This is a genomic window from Streptosporangium sp. NPDC004631 (assembly GCF_053601935.1).
Genome location: NZ_JBSGCR010000023.1, coordinates 64,548 through 81,816, shown reverse-complemented (window position 1 = coordinate 81,816; position 17,269 = coordinate 64,548). Strand labels below are relative to the sequence as shown.

The following is a 17,269-nucleotide window of genomic DNA, read 5'->3' as shown; positions in this document are numbered from 1 at the left end:
CACCGGAGCGGACGGAGGCCGCCGCGCCCCCCGGCCTGTGGCTAGAACCCTGGGCGAGGGACGAGAACGGGGGAGGTGACCGCCTCGACGAGGCGCGGCGCGAGGGCCGCCGCCTGGGCGCGGATCTCCGGGACGGCGGTCGTCTCATACAGGCTTCCGCGCAACAGGGGGCCCAGCGCGAAGATCCTCGCGTTCGGGTGACCGTTCGCGTCCAGGAGCGCGCCGCGGGGGTCCACGTCCAGGCCGAGCCGTACCGCGTCCGGCCGGGCCGTACCGTCGGCGACCAGGCCGGAGAGGAGAGGGTCGTCGGTGGCGAAGGCTCCAGGACCCGTGGCGTTGACCAGCCAGCCGACGTCGAGTTCCCGGGCGACGCCCTCGACCTCCACGCCGAGGCGCAGGCGATCGGGGGCGACGGTCGCGGCCTGAACCAGGCTGCCGCGCAGGACGCGGAGGCGGCCGGAGGCTCGCAGGTCGGCGATGCGGGTGGCCGTCGCGGGCGGGATCCGGTGCCGGTGAACCTCCCAGTAGCGGGCGACCAGCCGCAGGAACCGCCGTCGCTCGTCCGGGGTGAGCCGCACCCACAGTGCCTGGGCCTGTGGCCGCAGGCCGTCCACCACGCCGTGCCAGTCACCTCCCCGGCTCCTCACCGCCAGCCGTACGGCGCGCAGCAGATCGGCGACCTTCAACGGCCCGGAAGGGATCGGCGTCGGGACCGGGGGCGGCAGGGGATGCGGATGCGGCCGGGGCAGCAGGGCGTGCCGCGACAGCGCGTACACGACCGCGTCCGGGTGCGTCCGGGACACGGTGACCGCCACGTCCACCATCGTCAGCCCGGTGCCCAGCACCAGCACCGGTGCGCCGTCGCAGATCCGGGGGAGCGCGTCCGTCCTCCACGGATCGGCGACGTACCGCGGGCCGGCGCCCGCCACGACCTGCGGCAGGGCGGCCGGGGGGCGGTTGCCCAAAGCCAGCACGATTGCGTCGGCGTCGACGCGCCGGCCGTCGCCCAACCGGACGCTCACGCCGTGACGGTGGTCCAGGGCGGTGACCGTACCGGTCACCCGCCGCAGCACCTGGGCGGGGGGCCGCTCCGCGGCGGCCAGCACCTCGCGCAGGTAACGCCCGTAGACCGGTCTCGGCAGATAGTCGGAGCCGTCCACCTCCAGGCCGCGGCCGCGGGCCCAGCGCACCAGGTGTCCGTGGTCGCCGTCCAGGGCGCTCATCCTGTCGGCGGTGGTGTTGAGCAGGTGATGCGGATCGGTGGTCGAGTACGCCTGGCCCAGCGCGTGCCGGCCGTCCCGGTCGATCAGGATGACCTCCATCGGCGTCGCGCGGGCCCGCGCGTGCCGGAGAAGGTGGATCGCGGCCAGGGCGCCGCTCGCGCCACCCCCCGCGATGGCGACCGATGGTGAACGTGGCATACTTACCTACTATACTTGTAGGTTATAAAGGATTCTTGTTCTTGAAACGAGTGTCGCCGTCTGTTTCCCGGGTGCGCCACTGTGGCGAACGTCCCCGGGGCGGGGGATGCGGCGCGAGAAGTGCCGGGCAGGAAGCGGGAGGGGAGAATGGCGGAACGCCCCGTGCCGAAACCCCGCCGGGTCGGCCCGAGAGGCTCCCGACCACCGGGTTTACCTGCCACAACGAGACCCTACGGCTTGGGCGAAGGGTTTTCCCGCGTTTTTTCGCCCGCACGCACGGACAGGCGCGGTAAGAATGAAAGGTATAAGTCATAAAAAAGCGGTATTTAGCGCAGCATAGGTAAGCCGACGGCGAACGGAGAGACCTCTTGGCCGCCACCCCCGCAGGCGACGTCGACTACGAGCGTCACGGTCACGGATACGCCACTCGGCGCCGTACCGACCCCCGCATCGCCGCCCATGTCCACGCCGCCCTCGGCCCGGCACGCACCGTCGTCAACGTGGGCGCGGGCGCGGGCTCCTACGAACCGTGCGACCGTCACGTGGTGGCGGTCGAACCGTCCGCTGCGATGCGGGCCCAGCGCCCTCGCCACCTGGCCCCGGCGCTCGACGCCACCGCCGAACGTCTTCCCTTCGACGACGACAGCTTCGACGCGGCTATGGCCACGATCACCGTCCACCAGTGGGCCGACGCCGAGCGGGGCCTGCGGGAGCTGCGCCGCGTCAGCCGCGGTCCGGTCGTCGTCCTGACCTTCGACGGCGACGCCCTCGGCCTGTTCTGGCTCGCCGAGTACGCCCCCGACCTCATCGCCGCCGAGCGCCGCCGCCTCCCGCCGATCGGCGTGATCGCCTCCCTCATCGGCACCACCGCCGACGTCCTGCCGGTCCCGATCCCGATCGACTGCGCCGACGGCTTCGCCGAGGCCTACTACGCGCGCCCCGAACACCTCCTCGACCCCCGCGTCCGCGCGTCCCAGTCGGCCTGGGGTTTCATCGGCGACGCAGCCGAAAGCCGCGCCGTCCACCGACTGAGCCGCGACCTCGACAGCGGCGCCTGGGACAGCCGGTACGGCCACCTGCGCCACCAGCCCGAATTCGCGGGCTCACTACGGCTCGTCGTCGGCCACCCATGACCAGGACCATCCCCGCGTGCGCGGGGAGCACATTATGCCCTGGGATAGGCAGGCGACTAAGTGGGGACCATCCCCGCGTGCGCGGGGAGCACGACCATCGCTGCCAGATGGGGCACCTGCACCCGGGACCATCCCCGCGTGCGCGGGGAGCACGGCACGCGCTTTTCCGCGCGAATGACCGCCGCGGGACCATCCCCGCGTGCGCGGGGAGCACTCCTCACGCAGGACGTGAGCCCGGCCGGGGAGGGGACCATCCCCGCGTGCGCGGGGAGCACGGCGCGCTCCCGAACAAGAGCGGCACGAACAAGGGACCATCCCCGCGTGCGCGGGGAGCACCAGGCCGCGGGTGATGATCAGCGTGGGCATCGGGGACCATCCCCGCGTGCGCGGGGAGCACCGGACGACCGCCGCGCGCTACACCGCAGGCACGGGACCATCCCCGCGTGCGCGGGGAGCACGTGACGGACCGGGGCTCACACCTGGCGCCCCGGGGACCATCCCCGCGTGCGCGGGGAGCACGTGGGCGTGGGGCAACCGGCAGGGCGGCATGTGGGACCATCCCCGCGTGCGTGGGGAGCACAATGCGAACGGCCGACGCGCCACACGTCGGCCGGGACCATCCCCGCGTGCGCGGGGAGCACGCGACGGGGCCGGCGCCTGTGCGGCCGAGCATGGGACCATCCCCGCGTGCGCGGGGAGCACTCTGCCTGACCTGCGGCGTTGTCGGCGGTGAGCTCGAAATTCGAGCACTTTCGAAGGATCGGACATTTCGGGCGCCGCCGGGTTTGTTGTCTCCACGTTCCACAGCAGGGTAGTCCACGCCTGCCGTGGGACGTGATCGACGCAGCCCGCACCCGCTGGCTCCAGTACGGCGGCCTGCCCGTTTACGGCGCCACGGTACGGATCACCCCTGGGCGGGACGGTCCATCTGCGGCGCGGCTGGTGGACGGCCACCCTCGGGTAACCGACGGACCCCTCGGGGCGTCCCTGTGGACCACCCCCCGCGTGCGCGGAGAGGCGGGGGGTACGAGAAACCGGTTCACGGTCATCATCGTGACGCGCAACAAATCATGCCCGTGTGCGCGGGGAGCACGACCACGACCTGAACGGCGTGAGCGGGAACCGCTCAGACAGGGGGGTTGTGCCCGGACGGCTCGCAGAGCGCGTCATCACGAGCCGTCCGGGGTCGGAGGGGCCGCCTCGGGGGGCGGCTCATCGCTACTCGTCGCGCTGCTGGGTGCTGCCTGCCAGGAGTGCGAGGACTTCGTTCTTGCGGTAGCGGCGGTGGCCGCCGAGGGTGCGGACGGACGCCAGCTTGCCCGCCAGGGCCCAGCGGTTGACGGTTTTGGGGTCGACGCGGAACATCAGGGCGACCTCGGTCGGGGTGAGTAGCGGCTCGAACCGGGGCGGGGGAGTGGGGATGAGGGTGGCGCCGTCGCCACCGACAATCTTGATGCCTCTCATGGGGGAATCTCTCCTGGTGGGGTCGGGGGACTGTGGGCGGGCGTGGTCGAGGATCTCGGCGTGTACGGCGAGTGCGGCGGCCGGGAGTTCGGGCGTGCCGCGGCAGACGGAGTGTCCAGCACGGATCTCCTGACGACGGATAGTCGGGCGGGGGGATGCCCGGCCAGGAGGCGGTCCGGCCGGGCATCCGGGGGGTGCGCCGGCCGGACCGGGGGTGTGGTCCGGCCGGTGCGGGTGGTCCCTCTTCCTGCGAGGGGGACCACGTCGGTGTGCGGCCGGGCCCCCTCCGGCCCGGGCCGCACGTTCAGGGGCGCGGCGGCGGGGATGGCATTCGCCCGCCGTCGCGCCGGTCTATGCCGCGTTCTGGTAGGGGTGGCGGGGGTGGTGCGGCGCGGCGGCGGATGCCGGGGAAGGGACGCCGCCGCGCCTGCTCGGGGGAGGCGGGGACGCCAAGGGTGCCGGGGGTATCGGGGGTGCCGAAACGACCGGGCCGGTCGGGGGCACCGACGCGGCCGGGGTGGTGAGGGGGGTCTCGCGGCGGGCGGTCACGGCCATGACCGCCTCATACATCCGCCTCTCCAGCTCCTCGCCGGTGGCCGCCTCGACCATCAGCGGCTCGGCGACCGGCCAGGCAGCCAGGGCGTAGAAACGGCGGCTGCCGACGCCGTACAGCACGGTCCAGCTCGGCCACGCCTGCGCGAGCCGTTCCGCTTCGGCGCGGGCCGGGCCGTCCCACAGGCGGCGGTGCACCGTCGTGGGGCGGACCTGCCCGGCGCGGTGACGGCCGGAAGTACCGGAGGGGCGGCGCCAGATCATGCCTTCACCTGCCCGGCGATCTCTTCCTGCCGCTTCACGGCCGCCTCGATCTCGGCGAGGGTGTCGGCGTCCAGCTCCGAATTGGCTCCGGCGCGCATCGCCTCGATGGGGAACCGGGTCTGACGGAAGGCCCAGAACCGGCCTCTGTCACTGATGATCAACCGCCAGCCGGGGATCGCGCCTGCGGCGGGTGGGGGGCTACCATTCTGCATGAATCGGACCTCCGATGTCCGGTTATGGACCCGCTCCGACGCTGCAACCGTCGGGCGGGTCCGCTTTATGAGGTGGGAGGAAAGTCGTCGGGGCGCCGTCGGGGCGGCTCTGGTCGCGCCGGGGTGCGGGGCGCTCGCGCGGGTGTCGAGTGCGGGGTGGCGGCTGTCGCCGCGCCGGGCGGGCCTGGTGGCCGCCGGCGGTCTGCCAGGCCGGGGGAAGGTCCGGGGTGTCCGTTTGGGGAGCGGTGGCCGGGCGGGAGGCGCGGCGGGTGGAACCTGCCGGGGAAACTCCGGAGCGACGGCGGGTTCAGGACGGCGTTGCGCGGGAACCAGCGGGATCACCTCGCCGGGCGCCACGTCGGCGGGCGGCTCGAATCGGGGCAGGTGAACCGGGCCGCCGTAGCGTCGACCCTCCAGGCGAGCGTTCATCACTTCCCCGGACGGCTGGACGTAGTCGTGATCGGCCGCGCCGCCGGGACAGCCGTGCGCGTAAGGAGCATGCCCGCACAAGGCACACCCCATCGGCATCGGCACGGCATCGGCGAAACAACCGCAGCCCTCCCGGATCGGCGTGATCCGGTCGAGGACCGGAACACTAGGGTTGGTCATGGGTCAGGACCTACTTCCTGATCAAGGGCCTGGTACGGCGTTGTGAGCGCCTGCCAGGCCCGACCTGTTCAAGCCAGCGCGGCAAACCAGCCGACGCTGGCTCCCTCCCCGAGCATCGACACGATCGATCACGCCGCCACTTGGAATTACAAGTTCGTCCTAAAAATAGGGCTGCTTGGAAACCCAAGTCAAGGGACTTGGAAATCCAAGTTGACTTGTATCCTCAGAGGCATGTCTGAGGGCCCAGCCTTCCCGTACCAGCGGATCGTGGATGACCTGCGCGCCGAGATCCTCGCGGGCAGCCGCACATTCGACGAGAAGCTTCCTTCTGAAAACACTCTGGCCCAGAGGTACGGCACCACCAGGCCTACCGTCCGCCGAGCCCTCGCCCTGCTCAAGGCTGAAGGGCTGGTCGTCGCCCGCCAGGGCCAAGGCGTGTTCGTCCGTCCCAAGCCCCGTGTCCGACTCATGATCAGCGGGTCGAACTACCGCACGCACCGCGATGCGGGACTCCCCGGTTTCGACGCCCAAGTACGCGAGCAAGGAATGACACCCGAGCAGCGCATACGAAGCGTCGTCACTCTTGAACCGCCCGCTGAGATCGCCCACCGCCTGGAGCTTGACGAGGGCGCTCAGGTTGTCGTGCGCCGAAGGACGTTCCTCGTTGATGGTTTACCCGTCGCCCTGTGCGACAGCTATTACCCTGCCGACCTGGTCGCCGACACGTTGATCGCTCAGCCCCGGAAGATCAAGGGTGGCGCCTATGCCCTGATCGAGGATGCCACCGGCCCCATTCGCCGCCAGGTCAGCCACAGTCTCGAGGATCTGGTGTGCCGAATGCCGACCCGGGAGGAAGCGGCCGAACTCGACCTCATACCAGGCGTGCCGGTGGTCCGGGTCCTGCGGACGGTTTACGACTCCGAGAATCGGCCACTGGAGGTTCAAGAGTCGATCGTGGCGGCAAACAGCCACGAATTCCGATACGAGGTGAAGATGCGGTGATGGAGCTCACCATCGGCGCCTGCCTTTCCCTCTCGGGCAAGCATGCCCGGTTTGGCACGCAGGCCCGGTTCGGGCTGGAGATCTGGCGCACTGCGAATGACGCGGTGGACCTGGTGATCGAGGATGACCAGAGCGATCCCGCAGTCCTGCAGGCGTCGCTCCGCAGGCTGTCGGATCGATGCGACATCCTGCTCGGCCCTTACTCCACGCAGCTGATGCGGAGAGCCGGCGACGTTGCCGCCGAACTCGACCGCCTGATCTGGAACCACGGCGGGTCGGGTGACGACGTCGAGGCGGCCCACCCTGGGCACGTCGTCTCGGTCTTGACGCCTACCAGCCGATACGCCGAGCCTTTCCTGCGGCATTTGGCCAGCACTGAGGCACTCCCTGTACGGATCGTTCACGGTAAGGGCAGCTTCGGCCGTCAGGTTGCGTCTGGGGCCGAGGAGATCGCACGCTCCCTCGGTATCGATACGGCCCGGTACGGCCCTGGAGACGACCTACCGCAGACAGGGAAAGCCTGGGCTCTCTTCTGCGCCGGCGCCTTCGAGGAGGACATCGAGACGATTACGCGAGCCAGAGCGATGCCTACGCCACCACAGACGGTATGCGCGGTAGCGGCGGGCGTCCGCGAGTTCGGCCAGGCGCTCGACAACCCCCGCGGCGTTTACGGGGTTGGGCAATGGTTCCCCGGCACCGGAGGAGCGGTGGAGTTGGGCATCGGCGAGCTCGACTTCCTCGCCGCCTATCAGGGCCTCACCGGGGTACTCCCTGATTACCCGGCCATCCAGGCAGCGGCTGCTGCAACCATCGCGACCCACTGCGCGAGGGCGGTCGGCGACACAAGGCGCGCTGCCTTGTGGGCCACTGCTGCGGAGCTGGAGACGACCACGCTGTTCGGCGACTTCAAGATCGATCCCAGCACCGGCGTGCAGCTTGGCCACCAAGCGGTGCTTGCCAGGTGGGAGCTCGACGGGCCCGCTGCAGTCTGAAGATCAGGGCGGACGACTACCAGACAGGATGGCTAATTGGTGGAATTCGCGTGCGACGTGCGACTCGACCGGCTGCGGGATGTACTCAGGTTCAATGGCCTGGTGCGGCGCCACCAACGACAACTGCGTTGAGGCGGCCACGAACCTGCCCGGTCTCGTCGCCGTGCGCGACAGCAAGGACCCCGCCGGCCCGGCGCTGGCCTTCTCTCCGGCCGCCTGGAGCGAATTCCTGGCGGGCGTCCGCAACGGGGACTTCTGCCCGAAGCGGGATCACGGACCGCGCGGCCGTATGCCTGGGAGGCGGTTGGCCGCGCGGTTCTCCGTTCCCTGAGATTTGGGTGATGAAACGGTAGCGCCTGTATTGGGCCATCCCCGCGTGCGCGGGGAGCACATGACGCCACAAAAAAGACGGGCTCGCCCGGTGGGACCATCCCCGCGTGCGCGGGGAGCACTCTTATATCCGCACTGTGCGGCGCGGATATCAGGGACCATCCCCGCGTGCGCGGGGAGCACGATGGAAGGATTGAGATCCGAAGTTCGTTCGCGGGACCATCCCCGCGTGCGCGGGGAGCACGTCCTGTTCCATGGGCTCCATGACTTCCTCCTGGGACCATCCCCGCGTGCGCGGGGAGCACAGCAAGGCGCGCATGACGGCGACGGTCGGCGTGGGACCATCCCCGCGTGCGCGGGGAGCACAGCAAGATTTCAGACGCAGGTGAAACACTGGAGGGACCATCCCCGCGTGCGCGGGGAGCACCGACCAGATCGCCTGGACCACCCTCCCGAGGCGGGACCATCCCCGCGTGCGCGGGGAGCACGCAAGGTCCCTAAATGGCAGGCGAAAAGGGTTGGGACCATCCCCGCGTGCGCGGGGAGCACAACGCTTCTCGATCCACCACTCCCGCGGATGAGGGACCATCCCCGCGTGCGCGGGGAGCACGCCCAGGACTTCCTGGACAAGGGCCGGTATGGGGGACCATCCCCGCGTGCGCGGGGAGCACCGCGCGCGGCTGAGCTCGCCGCGCGCGGCGCCGGGACCATCCCCGCGTGCGCGGGGAGCACTCGTCCTCGGCGTCGCCGAGCAGCCGGTGGGCGGGACCATCCCCGCGTGCGCGGGGAGCACACTGGCTGACCAGCAGGTTTATCCGTGAGAAGTGCGGAAATTGAGCACTTTTGAAAAGTTGGACATTTCGGGCATTGCTTGTTCCTTGAGATGCCTAGCGGTGTGGGGTCGGGTGGGATTCGGCGACGGGCCGCCTTGTGGGGTGGGGGGTTTCCGTAGCAGGGCGGCCCGGGTGTCGACGAATGTCGCCTGGGGTCGCTCCCCGTGTGCGCGGGGAGCGACCCCATCATGCCTGTTCCCTTGGGTGTTCCACACCCTTTCTGGCGCACGGGGGGATGCTGTCTCCGGTGTGCTGATCCTGATAATTTGTATACATAATTAAAAATGCCTTTTGTTGGGGCCGTGCGGCTCTGGGAGTGCCGACGCATCCGTCCGGCGGCAAAGTGTTGCAGTTCGCGATCATGGGAGGTGCTGCGGTGGGTGTCGCGCCTCTCTGGGTGAAAGATGTTCCGTAGTCCTCAGTGTGGCGAATGCGGGTCTTTGGGGTGCGACTGGGGGGCTTGTTGGATTATTGTGCACTTCTGTGTCGCTTTCAGCCTGGCTCTTCAGTGCATTTTTGCCCCAAAGGCCATTTTTCTTCCTGAAAGATGTTCTTGTCCAAACGTCTCGGTTTGATAAGAATCTTTGAATGCGGGAGTGTGGCCTGGTGGAACGGTTTTAGGTGGTTTCCATGGACAGAGATGATCGCTCGGCCGTCTGGTTTGAGGATGGGCTTTCCCGGGCGGCGCGGTCGGTCTGGGCCAAGCATGATCGGGACGCCGATGAATCGCTCCCTCTGTGGCGGCATCTGGCCGACAGCGGCGCCGTGGCCGAGCTGTTGTGGGATCGCTGGCTGCCCGACCAGGTGCGTCGGCTGATCGCCGAGGCGCTTCCCGGAGGGGATGAGGACGCCCGGCGGCTGGCGGTGTGGCTGGCGACCACCCATGACGTGGGCAAGGCGTCCCCCGCGTTCGCCTGCCAGGTGGAGTCGCTCGCCGCCACGATGCGCGCCGCCGGCCTGGACATGCCCGCTCGCGAGCGGATGCCCGACCGCAAGCTCGCGCCGCACGGCCTGGCCGGTCAGGTGCTGTTGCAGGAGTGGCTGGCCGATCGGTGTGACTGGCCCAAGTCCGCCGCCCAGCAGTTCGCCGTCGTCGCCGGTGGCCATCATGGGGTGCCGCCCGCCTACGGCGATATTCACGAGCTGAACGCGCACCCCGAGTTGCTGCGCACCCCCGGGTGCGAAACGCTCTGGCGGGGTGTGCAGTGGGAACTCCTTGACCGTTGCGCGGAGGTGACGGGGGCCGGGGATCGTTTCGACGATTGGCGGACGGTCAGGCTTCCGCAGCCCGTGCAGGTCGTGCTGACCGGGCTGGTCATCGTCGCCGATTGGATCGCCAGCAACTCCGACCTTTTTCCCTATTTTCCCGATGCGGAACGGCATGGGCACAGGGAACGTGTCGAGGCGGCGTGGCGCGGTCTGGACCTGCCCTCTCCGTGGCATGCCGTCACCACCGAGGGGGAGCCGAGCGATCTTTTCTTCTCCCGGTTCGACTTTCCGGCCGGGGCGCGTATCCGTCCGGTGCAGGAACGGTCCGTTTCGGTCGCGCGGGCGACGAACGCTCCGGGTTTGATGGTGATCGAGGCCCCGATGGGGGAGGGAAAGACCGAGGCGGCGCTCGCGGTGGCGGAGATCTACGCCGCCAAGTCCGGGGCCGGTGGTTGTTTCGTCGCGCTGCCGACCATGGCCACCGGAAACGCGATGTTCCCGCGATTACTGAAGTGGCTGCGTCGCCTTCCGGATGAGCGGGCCGAGGGGAAGGGACCCCGCTCGGTGCTGCTGGCGCACTCCAAAGCGGCACTGAACGAGGAGTACACGGGCCTGGTACGCGCCGGCAGGCGGGCGGTCCGCCAGGTCGACTCCGACGGCGGCGCCGACGAGTGGGGGCACCGGGGTGACCGCCGGGTGTCGTCGTCCGAGCTGGTCGCCCACCAGTGGCTACGGGGTAAGAAAAAAGGGATGCTGGCCTCGTTCGGGGTCGGCACGATCGACCAGTTGCTGTTCATGGGGCTCAAGAGCCGGCATCTGGCGCTCCGCCATCTGGCTCTGGCGGGCAAGGTGATCGTCATTGACGAGGCACACGCCTACGACACCTATATGAGCTCCTACATGGACCGGGTGCTGTCGTGGCTGGGCGCGTACCGTGTCCCGGTCGTGGTGCTGTCGGCCACGCTGCCCGCGCGACGTCGCCGCGAGCTGGCCGAGGCGTACGCGGGCGCGCCGGCGGGCGACGCCCGCTTCGACGAGGTGGAGAAGGCGGACGGTTACCCGCTGCTGACCGTCGTCGAGCCGGGCCGGGGGCCCGTCGTCGAGACCGTTCAGCCCTCCGGGCGCGGCGTCGAGATCCACCTCGAACGGCTCGGCGACGAGCTCACCGAACTGGGGGACCGGCTCGCGGAGGAACTGGCCGGGGGCGGCTGCGCCCTGGTGGTGCGGAACACCGTGGACCGGGTGCTGGAGACCGCCGATCATCTGCGTGAACGGTTCGGAGCCGATCGGGTCACCGTGGCGCATGCCCGCTTCCTCGATCTCGACCGGGCGAGGAAGGACGCCGAACTGCTGGAGATGTTCGGCCCGCCGGACAAGAGCGCGGGGCGTCGGCCGACGGGCGTGCACATCGTGGTGGCGAGCCAGGTCGCCGAGCAGTCCTTGGACATCGACTTCGATCTTCTTGTGTCTGATCTGTGCCCTATTGACCTTTTGCTTCAGCGGATGGGGCGGCAACATCGGCACCTGCGCGGCGAAGGGCAGAGCGATCGTCCGGTTCGCCTCCGTACGGCGCGGTGTCTGCTGACCGGCGCGAACTGGGAGGCGGCTCCGGTGGAGCCGGTGCGGGGCTCGCAGCGGATCTACCGGCTGTATCCGCTGCTGCGGGCGGCGGCCGTGCTGGAACCGTACCTGGCGGGAACGGCCGAGACGGGCCACGTCGTTCGCCTGCCCGAGGACATCAGCCCTCTCGTCCAGCGCGCCTACGGGGACGATCCGGTCGGCCCCCAGGGGTGGCAGGAGGCGATGGAACGAGCGCGCGCCGATCACGACTTGCATCACGCGCGGCAGACCGAGAAGGCACTCGACTTCCAGCTCAACGACGTCGGCAAGCCGGGCCGGGCCCTGATCGGCTGGCTGGAGGCCGGGGTGGGGGACGCCGACGACACGCGCAAAGGCCGGGCGCAGGTCCGTGACGGCATGGAGTCGCTGGAGGTGCTCGTCGTTCAGCGCCGTGCGGACGGCACGCTGGTCACGATGCCGCACATCGGAGAGGGACACGGTGGCCTGGAACTGCCGGTGGACTCCGTGCCGGAGCCGCGGATGGCCCGCGTCGTGGCCTCGTGCGGTCTGCGGCTGCCCTTCCACTTCTCGATCCCCCAGACGACGGATCGGGCGATCGAGGAGCTGGAGGCCGAATGCGTCCCGGCCTGGCAGGCCAAGGAGAGCCACTGGCTGGCCGGCGAGCTGATCCTCATGCTGGACGACGACTGCCGGGCCCGGTTGGCGGGCTACGACCTGCGCTACACCCCTCACGACGGGCTGAAGGTGGCTCATGCCGAGTGAACCGATCACACCGTCCTTCGATCTGACCGGCAGCGCGTGGCTGCCGGTGCTGCGTAAGGACGGCACGGGGGACGAGTTGTCCCTGCGGGAGATCTTCGACCAGGCCGGCGATCTGCGGCGGCTGGTCGGTGAGGTTCCCACCCAGGAGTTCGCGCTGCTGCGGCTGCTCCTGGCGATCCTGCACGACGCGCTCGACGGGCCGCGCGACCTCGAAGAGTGGCAGGAGTTGTGGGACGGCGGGCTGCCGCTCGACCGGATCACCGCCTACCTGGACGATCACCGCGCGCGGTTCGACCTGCTCCATCCCGAAGAGCCGTTTCTGCAGACCGCCGACCTGCGCAGCGTCGGCGGAGGCTTCGCCTCACTGGACCGCGTCGTCGCCGATGTGCCCAACGGGGCGCGGTTCTTCACCATGCGTGTCCGAGGCGTCGAGCGACTCGATTTCGCCGAGGCCGCCCGGTGGCTCGTCCACGCCCACGCCTTCGACACCTCCGGCATCAAGACCGGCGCGCTGGGCGACCCCAGAGTCAAGGGGGGCAAGGTATATCCGCAAGGCGTCGCCTGGGCCGGCGGTCTGGGCGGGGTCTTCGCGGAGGGCGACGACCTGCGTGAGACGCTGCTGCTCAACCTCGTCGCCTTCGACACCGGCAACCTGAGCGTCGATCCCGAGCGGGACCTTCCGGCGTGGCGCCGTCCCCCCACCGGGCCAGGGGAGATGGCTCCGGCCGAGTTGAGCGGGCGCCCGGCCGGGGTGCGTGACCTGTACACCTGGCAGTCCCGGCGGGTCCGGCTCGCCCACGACGCCGAAGGCGTGCACGGGGTGATCCTCGCCTACGGCGACTCGCTCGGTGCGCACAATCAGCACCGGCGCGAGCCGATGACGGGCTGGAGGCGCAGTGAGGCTCAGGAGAAGAAACGCGGCCTGCCCCAGGTATATCTGCCACGGGAGCACGACCCCAGCCGCAGCGCGTGGCGAGGGCTGGGGGCGCTGGTCGCCGGCCGTACGCAATGGAGTGAGCAGCGAGGAGAGGCCGCGGCGATCGTCCGGCCTCGCATCCTGGACTGGGTGGCCCGGCTCACCGTCGAGGGCGACCTGCCGCCGGACTTCCTGATCCGGGCACGGCTGATCGGCGCGGTGTACGGCACGCAGCAGTCGGTGATCGACGAGATCGTCGACGACGCCGTGGCGATGCCCGTGGTGCTGCTGCACGATCGTGACACCGGCCTCGGCCGGGCCGCCGTCGATGCCGTACGGGATGCCGAGGACGCGGTGACCGCGCTCGGCGACCTCGCCGCCGATCTCGCCCGTGCCGTCGGCGCGGAACCCGACCCGCCCAAGGAGAGCGCGCGACACCTCGGGTTCGGCGCTCTCGACAGAGCGTTCCGCGACTGGCTCGCCGGGCTCCGTCCCGGCGACTCCCCCCAGGAAAAGCGGGCGGCATGGCAGACCCAGGCCCATCGGCTCGTCGGCCGGCTGGGGGATGACCTGCTGCGGGAGGCGGGTGACGCGGCCTGGGGAGGACGTATGGTCGCAACCCGCAACGGCCAGGACCTCTGGCTGACCGCCTCCCGGGCCGACCTGTCCTTCCGGATCAGGCTGCGCAAGGCCCTGCCCGCGGCGAACCCTCCCGAGCCCCGAAACACCGACAACGAGCAGCACACCGTGGAGGCACGGGCATGAACACGACCCCGTCCACCGAACACCGGCCGATCGCGGAAGTGGTCGGTGAGGTCGCCGGTGCGTTCATCGCCGATTTACAGAGGGGCTATCTCGCCGACCGGAGCTCGGCGGTCGCGGCCCTGGCACAGCTCAGGCGCGGTGCGGGCAAGGTGCCCGAGGACGTGCCGGAGCTGTGGGGGGTAAGCGGCACCGAGGAGTTGCTGAACCGGCAGGACTGGTCCGAGCGGGAGAAGGCGAGGGCCGAGGCCGCTCACTTCCTGGCGGTGACCCTGTACGCCCTGCACCAGCAGTCGCGTGTCAACCACGGGATGCACTGCAGAGGCGCCGAGCTGGGAACCGCCGTACGCCGGTTGATGCCCGGCGGCGACATCGACGAGCCGATCCGGCGACGCTTCGTCCACCTCGGCACCGCCACCACCGGCGACGCGCTCGCCGACAGACTGCGCGGGATCGTCTCCCTTCTCAGGCGGGAGTCGATCCCCCTCGACTACGACCTTCTGGCCGGCCAGCTCTATCAGGCCCAGGTCCCCGACGGAATGCGTGAGGTGCGCCGGAGATGGGGCCGCAGCTTCCACTCCTACCGTCCGAACGTTTCCCCCACCGACGCTCCCACCGACAAGGACACGCGATGACCCGTACGATCCTCGAAGTGCACGCGCTGCAGACCGTGCCGCCGAGTTGCCTGAACCGCGACGACACCGGGGCGCCGAAGAGCGCGGTGTACGGGGGCGTGCCGCGCGCGCGTGTCTCCAGCCAGGCGTGGAAGCGGGCCACCCGGCGGAGCTTCCACGACCTGCTGGACCCGAGCGAGCTCGGCGTCCGTACCCGCAAGGTGGCCGAGGTCCTGGCCGAGCGAATCGTACGGCTGGACGGATCGATCGAGGAGACCCAGGCATGGGCCCTGGCCGCCGAGACCGTCCAGACGGCGACCGGCTCCAAGATAGAGACGCCCAAGCGCAAGGCGGACACGAAGGACAAGCAGAGCCCGCCTCCCGCTCCGGAGTCGAAGTACCTGATGTTCCTCAGCGCCCATCAGCTGGACAACCTGGCCGAGCTCGCCGTCAAGGCGCACGGCGCGGGCAAGGACTTCTTCAAGGACAAGGCGAACAAGGACCTCGCCAAGCAGATGGCGAACATCCGGCACTCCGTCGACATCGCCCTGTTCGGCCGGATGGTGGCCGACGGCGCCGACATCAACGTCGACGCCGCCGCGCAGGTCGCGCACGCCATAAGCGTGCACCGGGTGGACAACGAGTCCGACTACTACACCGCGGTCGACGACTGGAAGAAGCGCGAGACCGACGACCTGGGCGCCGGCATGATCGGGACTGTGGAGTTCAACTCCGCCACCCTGTACCGCTACGCCGCCGTCGACATCGATCTGCTGGGGAGAAATCTGGGGGCGGGGCTGCGGGAGGACGAGCCGCTGACCCGGCCGGTACGCCGCGCGGCCGAGGTCTTCGTCGAGTGCTTTCTCACCTCGATGCCCACCGGGAAGATCAACACCTTTGGCAACCACACGCTGCCGGAGGCCGTGGTGGTGAAACTGCGGTCCGCGCGTCCCATCAGCCTCGTGGGGGCCTTCGAGGAGCCGTGCCGGGCCGAGCCGGCGATCGGCGGCCACATGCGGCAGGCATGCGAGAGGCTCGCCGCCTACGCCCCCGAGATCGAGCGTGTCTACGGCGTCTCCCAGGAGACGCCCACCTGGGTCCTCCGGGTCGGCGGGAACACCGAGGCGCTGTCCGGCCTCGGTACCGAACTGGCGTTGCCCGACCTGGTCACGGCCGTCGGCGCGGAGGTCGCCCAGCGGCAGGACGGCGCATGAGCGTCCTGCTGATGCAGTTCGCCGGACCGTTGCAGTCGTGGGGGGCCTCCTCGCGCTTCGCCCGGCGAACCACCGAACCGGCGCCCACCAAGAGCGCGGTGATAGGACTGCTGGCCGCCGCGCTGGGCCGTGCCCGCACCGACGACCTGACCGATCTGGTGGCGCTGCGCTTCGGCGCGCGCGTCGACCAGCCGGGTACGGTGCTACGCGACTTCCACACCGCTCACCGGTTCGTCGGCGGAGGCGCCATGCCGGTGTCGGAGCGTTTCTATCTCGCCGACGCCGTCTTCGTCGCGGGGGTCGAAGGGGAGCGGGAGCTGATCGAGGAGTTGCACCGGGCGGTGCGCGCACCGGTGTTCCTGCCCTATCTGGGCCGCCGCTCGTGCCCGCCGGCACGGCCCGTGGACCTGGGCGTCTTCCACGAGCTCACACTGGGGAACGCCCTGGACCGCGAGCCGTGGCGGGCCGCGCGGTGGCACCAGCGCCGCCGCGGCCGTGAGTCCTCCATCCGCCTGGAGGTACGGGAGGACGCCGTGGCCGACGACGGCCCGGTCGACACCGTGCGTGACCAGCCGGTCAGCTTCGATCCCCTCCATCGCCGGTACGCGCTGCGCGGCGTAAGCCAACGATGGGTCACCGTCCCCAACCCCGCCCATCGCGCTCCCGCCACGGTTCCCGATCACGACCCGGTCTCCGTCCTGGGGGGCGCCCGATGCACCTGACCCGGTTCCGTTTCAACACGGCGCGAGTCGGCGCGCGACGGCTTCTGTCCTCACCACAGGCCCTGCACGCCGCGGTCATGTCCTCGTTCGCCGACGTTCCCGTGCCCGCCGACGACGGCGCCCGTGTGCTGTGGAGGGTCGACCGCGACAGCGCGGCCGAGACCCGTCTGTTCATGGTCAGCCCGGACAAGCCCGATCTCACGCACCTGGTCGAACAGGCCGGCTGGCCCACGACCGGAGGATGGGAGACCTACGACTACGGGCCGTTCCTGTCCCGGCTGGCCACCGGGGACCAGTGGGCGTTCCGTCTCACCGCCAACCCCGTCCACACCGCACGCCGTAAAGACGGCGAGCCCACCAAAGTGACCGCTCACGTCGGCCTTCGCCATCAACGCGATTGGCTGCTGAAACGCCAGGAGAACGCGGGCTTCCGGGTCGTGGAGAAAACGCCGGAGCGGCGTCTCATGGTGGAGGATCAGTACGAGCTGACGGTGCGCGATCGGCGGCGGCTCACCTTCGGGAAGGGTGAGCAGCGGCAGCCGGTCACCCTGGTCACTGTCACCTTCGACGGGCGCCTTGAGATCCTCGACGCCGAGGCGTTCCGGCGTGCCCTCGTCCGGGGGATCGGCAAGGCCAAGGCGTACGGCTGCGGCCTGCTGACCCTGGCCGAGGTCTGA

The 17,269-nt window shown here is 70.0% G+C and carries 14 protein-coding genes and 2 CRISPR repeat arrays; of the genes, 10 read left to right on the top strand and 4 right to left on the bottom strand.

Features of this window, described 5'->3' with window-relative positions:
* Positions 1-41: 41 nt before the first annotated feature.
* A complete protein-coding gene (locus tag ACWEF2_RS22165; protein WP_453817965.1) occupies positions 42-1,421 on the bottom strand; it encodes an FAD/NAD(P)-binding protein in 1,380 nt (459 codons plus the stop codon).
* Positions 1,422-1,789: 368 nt separating this feature from the next.
* On the opposite strand from ACWEF2_RS22165, the gene ACWEF2_RS22160 reads away from it, so the two are divergent.
* Positions 1,790-2,554 (top strand): class I SAM-dependent methyltransferase, encoded by a 765-nt coding sequence (locus ACWEF2_RS22160; RefSeq protein ID WP_453817963.1) that lies wholly within the window; start codon positions 1,790-1,792, stop codon positions 2,552-2,554.
* Positions 2,555-2,556: 2 nt separating this feature from the next.
* Positions 2,557-3,256: a CRISPR direct-repeat array (repeat unit 29 nt; unit sequence GGGACCATCCCCGCGTGCGCGGGGAGCAC).
* A 516-nt stretch (positions 3,257-3,772) separates the two neighbouring features.
* Here ACWEF2_RS22160 and ACWEF2_RS22155 read toward each other — a convergent pair.
* The 3 genes from ACWEF2_RS22155 to ACWEF2_RS22145 all read right to left on the bottom strand — a co-directional run bounded on the left by ACWEF2_RS22155 (position 3,773) and on the right by ACWEF2_RS22145 (position 5,046).
* Positions 3,773-4,018, bottom strand: a complete 246-nt coding sequence (locus tag ACWEF2_RS22155) for a BldC family transcriptional regulator (protein ID WP_453817961.1) — start codon at positions 4,016-4,018, stop codon at positions 3,773-3,775.
* 351 nt (positions 4,019-4,369) lie between these two features.
* A complete protein-coding gene (locus ACWEF2_RS22150) occupies positions 4,370-4,834 on the bottom strand; it encodes a hypothetical protein (RefSeq protein ID WP_453817959.1) in 465 nt (154 codons plus the stop codon).
* A complete protein-coding gene (locus ACWEF2_RS22145; RefSeq protein WP_453817957.1) occupies positions 4,831-5,046 on the bottom strand; it encodes a hypothetical protein in 216 nt (71 codons plus the stop codon). The genes ACWEF2_RS22150 and ACWEF2_RS22145 overlap by 4 nt, the downstream gene beginning before the upstream one ends.
* Positions 5,047-5,886: 840 nt before the next feature.
* On the opposite strand from ACWEF2_RS22145, the gene ACWEF2_RS22140 reads away from it, so the two are divergent.
* The 9 genes from ACWEF2_RS22140 (at position 5,887) to cas6e (ending at position 17,269) form a co-directional block, all read left to right on the top strand.
* Complete coding sequence (locus ACWEF2_RS22140; RefSeq protein ID WP_453818023.1) at positions 5,887-6,657, top strand: GntR family transcriptional regulator; 771 nt, start codon at positions 5,887-5,889, stop codon at positions 6,655-6,657.
* The gene (locus ACWEF2_RS22135) at positions 6,657-7,649 is read left to right on the top strand and encodes an ABC transporter substrate-binding protein (RefSeq protein WP_453817955.1); all 993 of its coding nucleotides are present in this window, start codon (positions 6,657-6,659) and stop codon (positions 7,647-7,649) included. The genes ACWEF2_RS22140 and ACWEF2_RS22135 overlap by 1 nt, the downstream gene beginning before the upstream one ends.
* A gap of 94 nt (positions 7,650-7,743) precedes the next feature.
* Positions 7,744-7,980, top strand: a complete 237-nt coding sequence (locus ACWEF2_RS22130) for a DUF397 domain-containing protein (RefSeq protein WP_453817953.1) — start codon at positions 7,744-7,746, stop codon at positions 7,978-7,980.
* Between the two features lie 31 nt (positions 7,981-8,011).
* Positions 8,012-8,772: a CRISPR direct-repeat array (repeat unit 29 nt; unit sequence GGGACCATCCCCGCGTGCGCGGGGAGCAC).
* A gap of 670 nt (positions 8,773-9,442) precedes the next feature.
* Positions 9,443-12,364 carry a CRISPR-associated helicase Cas3' gene (cas3, locus tag ACWEF2_RS22125; RefSeq protein WP_453817951.1) on the top strand — a complete coding sequence of 974 codons (2,922 nt, stop codon included), beginning with the start codon at positions 9,443-9,445 and terminating at the stop codon, positions 12,362-12,364.
* Positions 12,354-14,045: a type I-E CRISPR-associated protein Cse1/CasA gene (gene casA, locus ACWEF2_RS22120; RefSeq protein ID WP_453817949.1), complete on the top strand. Its 1,692-nt coding sequence runs from the start codon at positions 12,354-12,356 to the stop codon at positions 14,043-14,045. Before cas3 ends, casA begins: the two co-directional genes overlap by 11 nt.
* Positions 14,042-14,677 carry a type I-E CRISPR-associated protein Cse2/CasB gene (gene casB, locus ACWEF2_RS22115; RefSeq protein WP_453817947.1) on the top strand — a complete coding sequence of 212 codons (636 nt, stop codon included), beginning with the start codon at positions 14,042-14,044 and terminating at the stop codon, positions 14,675-14,677. The genes casA and casB overlap by 4 nt, the downstream gene beginning before the upstream one ends.
* The gene (gene cas7e, locus ACWEF2_RS22110; protein ID WP_453817945.1) at positions 14,674-15,870 is read left to right on the top strand and encodes a type I-E CRISPR-associated protein Cas7/Cse4/CasC; all 1,197 of its coding nucleotides are present in this window, start codon (positions 14,674-14,676) and stop codon (positions 15,868-15,870) included. The genes casB and cas7e overlap by 4 nt, the downstream gene beginning before the upstream one ends.
* Entirely contained in the window at positions 15,867-16,592 is a 726-nt protein-coding gene (gene cas5e / locus ACWEF2_RS22105) for a type I-E CRISPR-associated protein Cas5/CasD (protein ID WP_453817943.1), read from the top strand. Before cas7e ends, cas5e begins: the two co-directional genes overlap by 4 nt.
* The gene (gene cas6e, locus ACWEF2_RS22100) at positions 16,583-17,269 is read left to right on the top strand and encodes a type I-E CRISPR-associated protein Cas6/Cse3/CasE (protein ID WP_453817941.1); all 687 of its coding nucleotides are present in this window, start codon (positions 16,583-16,585) and stop codon (positions 17,267-17,269) included. Before cas5e ends, cas6e begins: the two co-directional genes overlap by 10 nt.

Bases quoted from the DNA above. Each gene is read 5' to 3' on its own strand.
- ACWEF2_RS22165 (WP_453817965.1), bottom strand. From the start codon at position 1,421: ATGCCACGTTCACCATCGGTCGCCATCGCGGGGGGTGGCGCGAGCGGC.
- ACWEF2_RS22155 (WP_453817961.1), bottom strand. From the start codon at position 4,018: ATGAGAGGCATCAAGATTGTCGGTGGCGACGGCGCCACCCTCATCCCC.
- ACWEF2_RS22150 (WP_453817959.1), bottom strand. From the start codon at position 4,834: ATGATCTGGCGCCGCCCCTCCGGTACTTCCGGCCGTCACCGCGCCGGG.
- ACWEF2_RS22145 (WP_453817957.1), bottom strand. From the start codon at position 5,046: ATGCAGAATGGTAGCCCCCCACCCGCCGCAGGCGCGATCCCCGGCTGG.
- ACWEF2_RS22140 (WP_453818023.1), top strand. From the start codon at position 5,887: ATGTCTGAGGGCCCAGCCTTCCCGTACCAGCGGATCGTGGATGACCTG.
- ACWEF2_RS22135 (WP_453817955.1), top strand. From the start codon at position 6,657: ATGGAGCTCACCATCGGCGCCTGCCTTTCCCTCTCGGGCAAGCATGCC.
- ACWEF2_RS22130 (WP_453817953.1), top strand. From the start codon at position 7,744: ATGGCCTGGTGCGGCGCCACCAACGACAACTGCGTTGAGGCGGCCACG.
- cas3 (WP_453817951.1), top strand. From the start codon at position 9,443: ATGGACAGAGATGATCGCTCGGCCGTCTGGTTTGAGGATGGGCTTTCC.
- casA (WP_453817949.1), top strand. From the start codon at position 12,354: ATGCCGAGTGAACCGATCACACCGTCCTTCGATCTGACCGGCAGCGCG.
- casB (WP_453817947.1), top strand. From the start codon at position 14,042: ATGAACACGACCCCGTCCACCGAACACCGGCCGATCGCGGAAGTGGTC.
- cas7e (WP_453817945.1), top strand. From the start codon at position 14,674: ATGACCCGTACGATCCTCGAAGTGCACGCGCTGCAGACCGTGCCGCCG.
- cas5e (WP_453817943.1), top strand. From the start codon at position 15,867: ATGAGCGTCCTGCTGATGCAGTTCGCCGGACCGTTGCAGTCGTGGGGG.
- cas6e (WP_453817941.1), top strand. From the start codon at position 16,583: ATGCACCTGACCCGGTTCCGTTTCAACACGGCGCGAGTCGGCGCGCGA.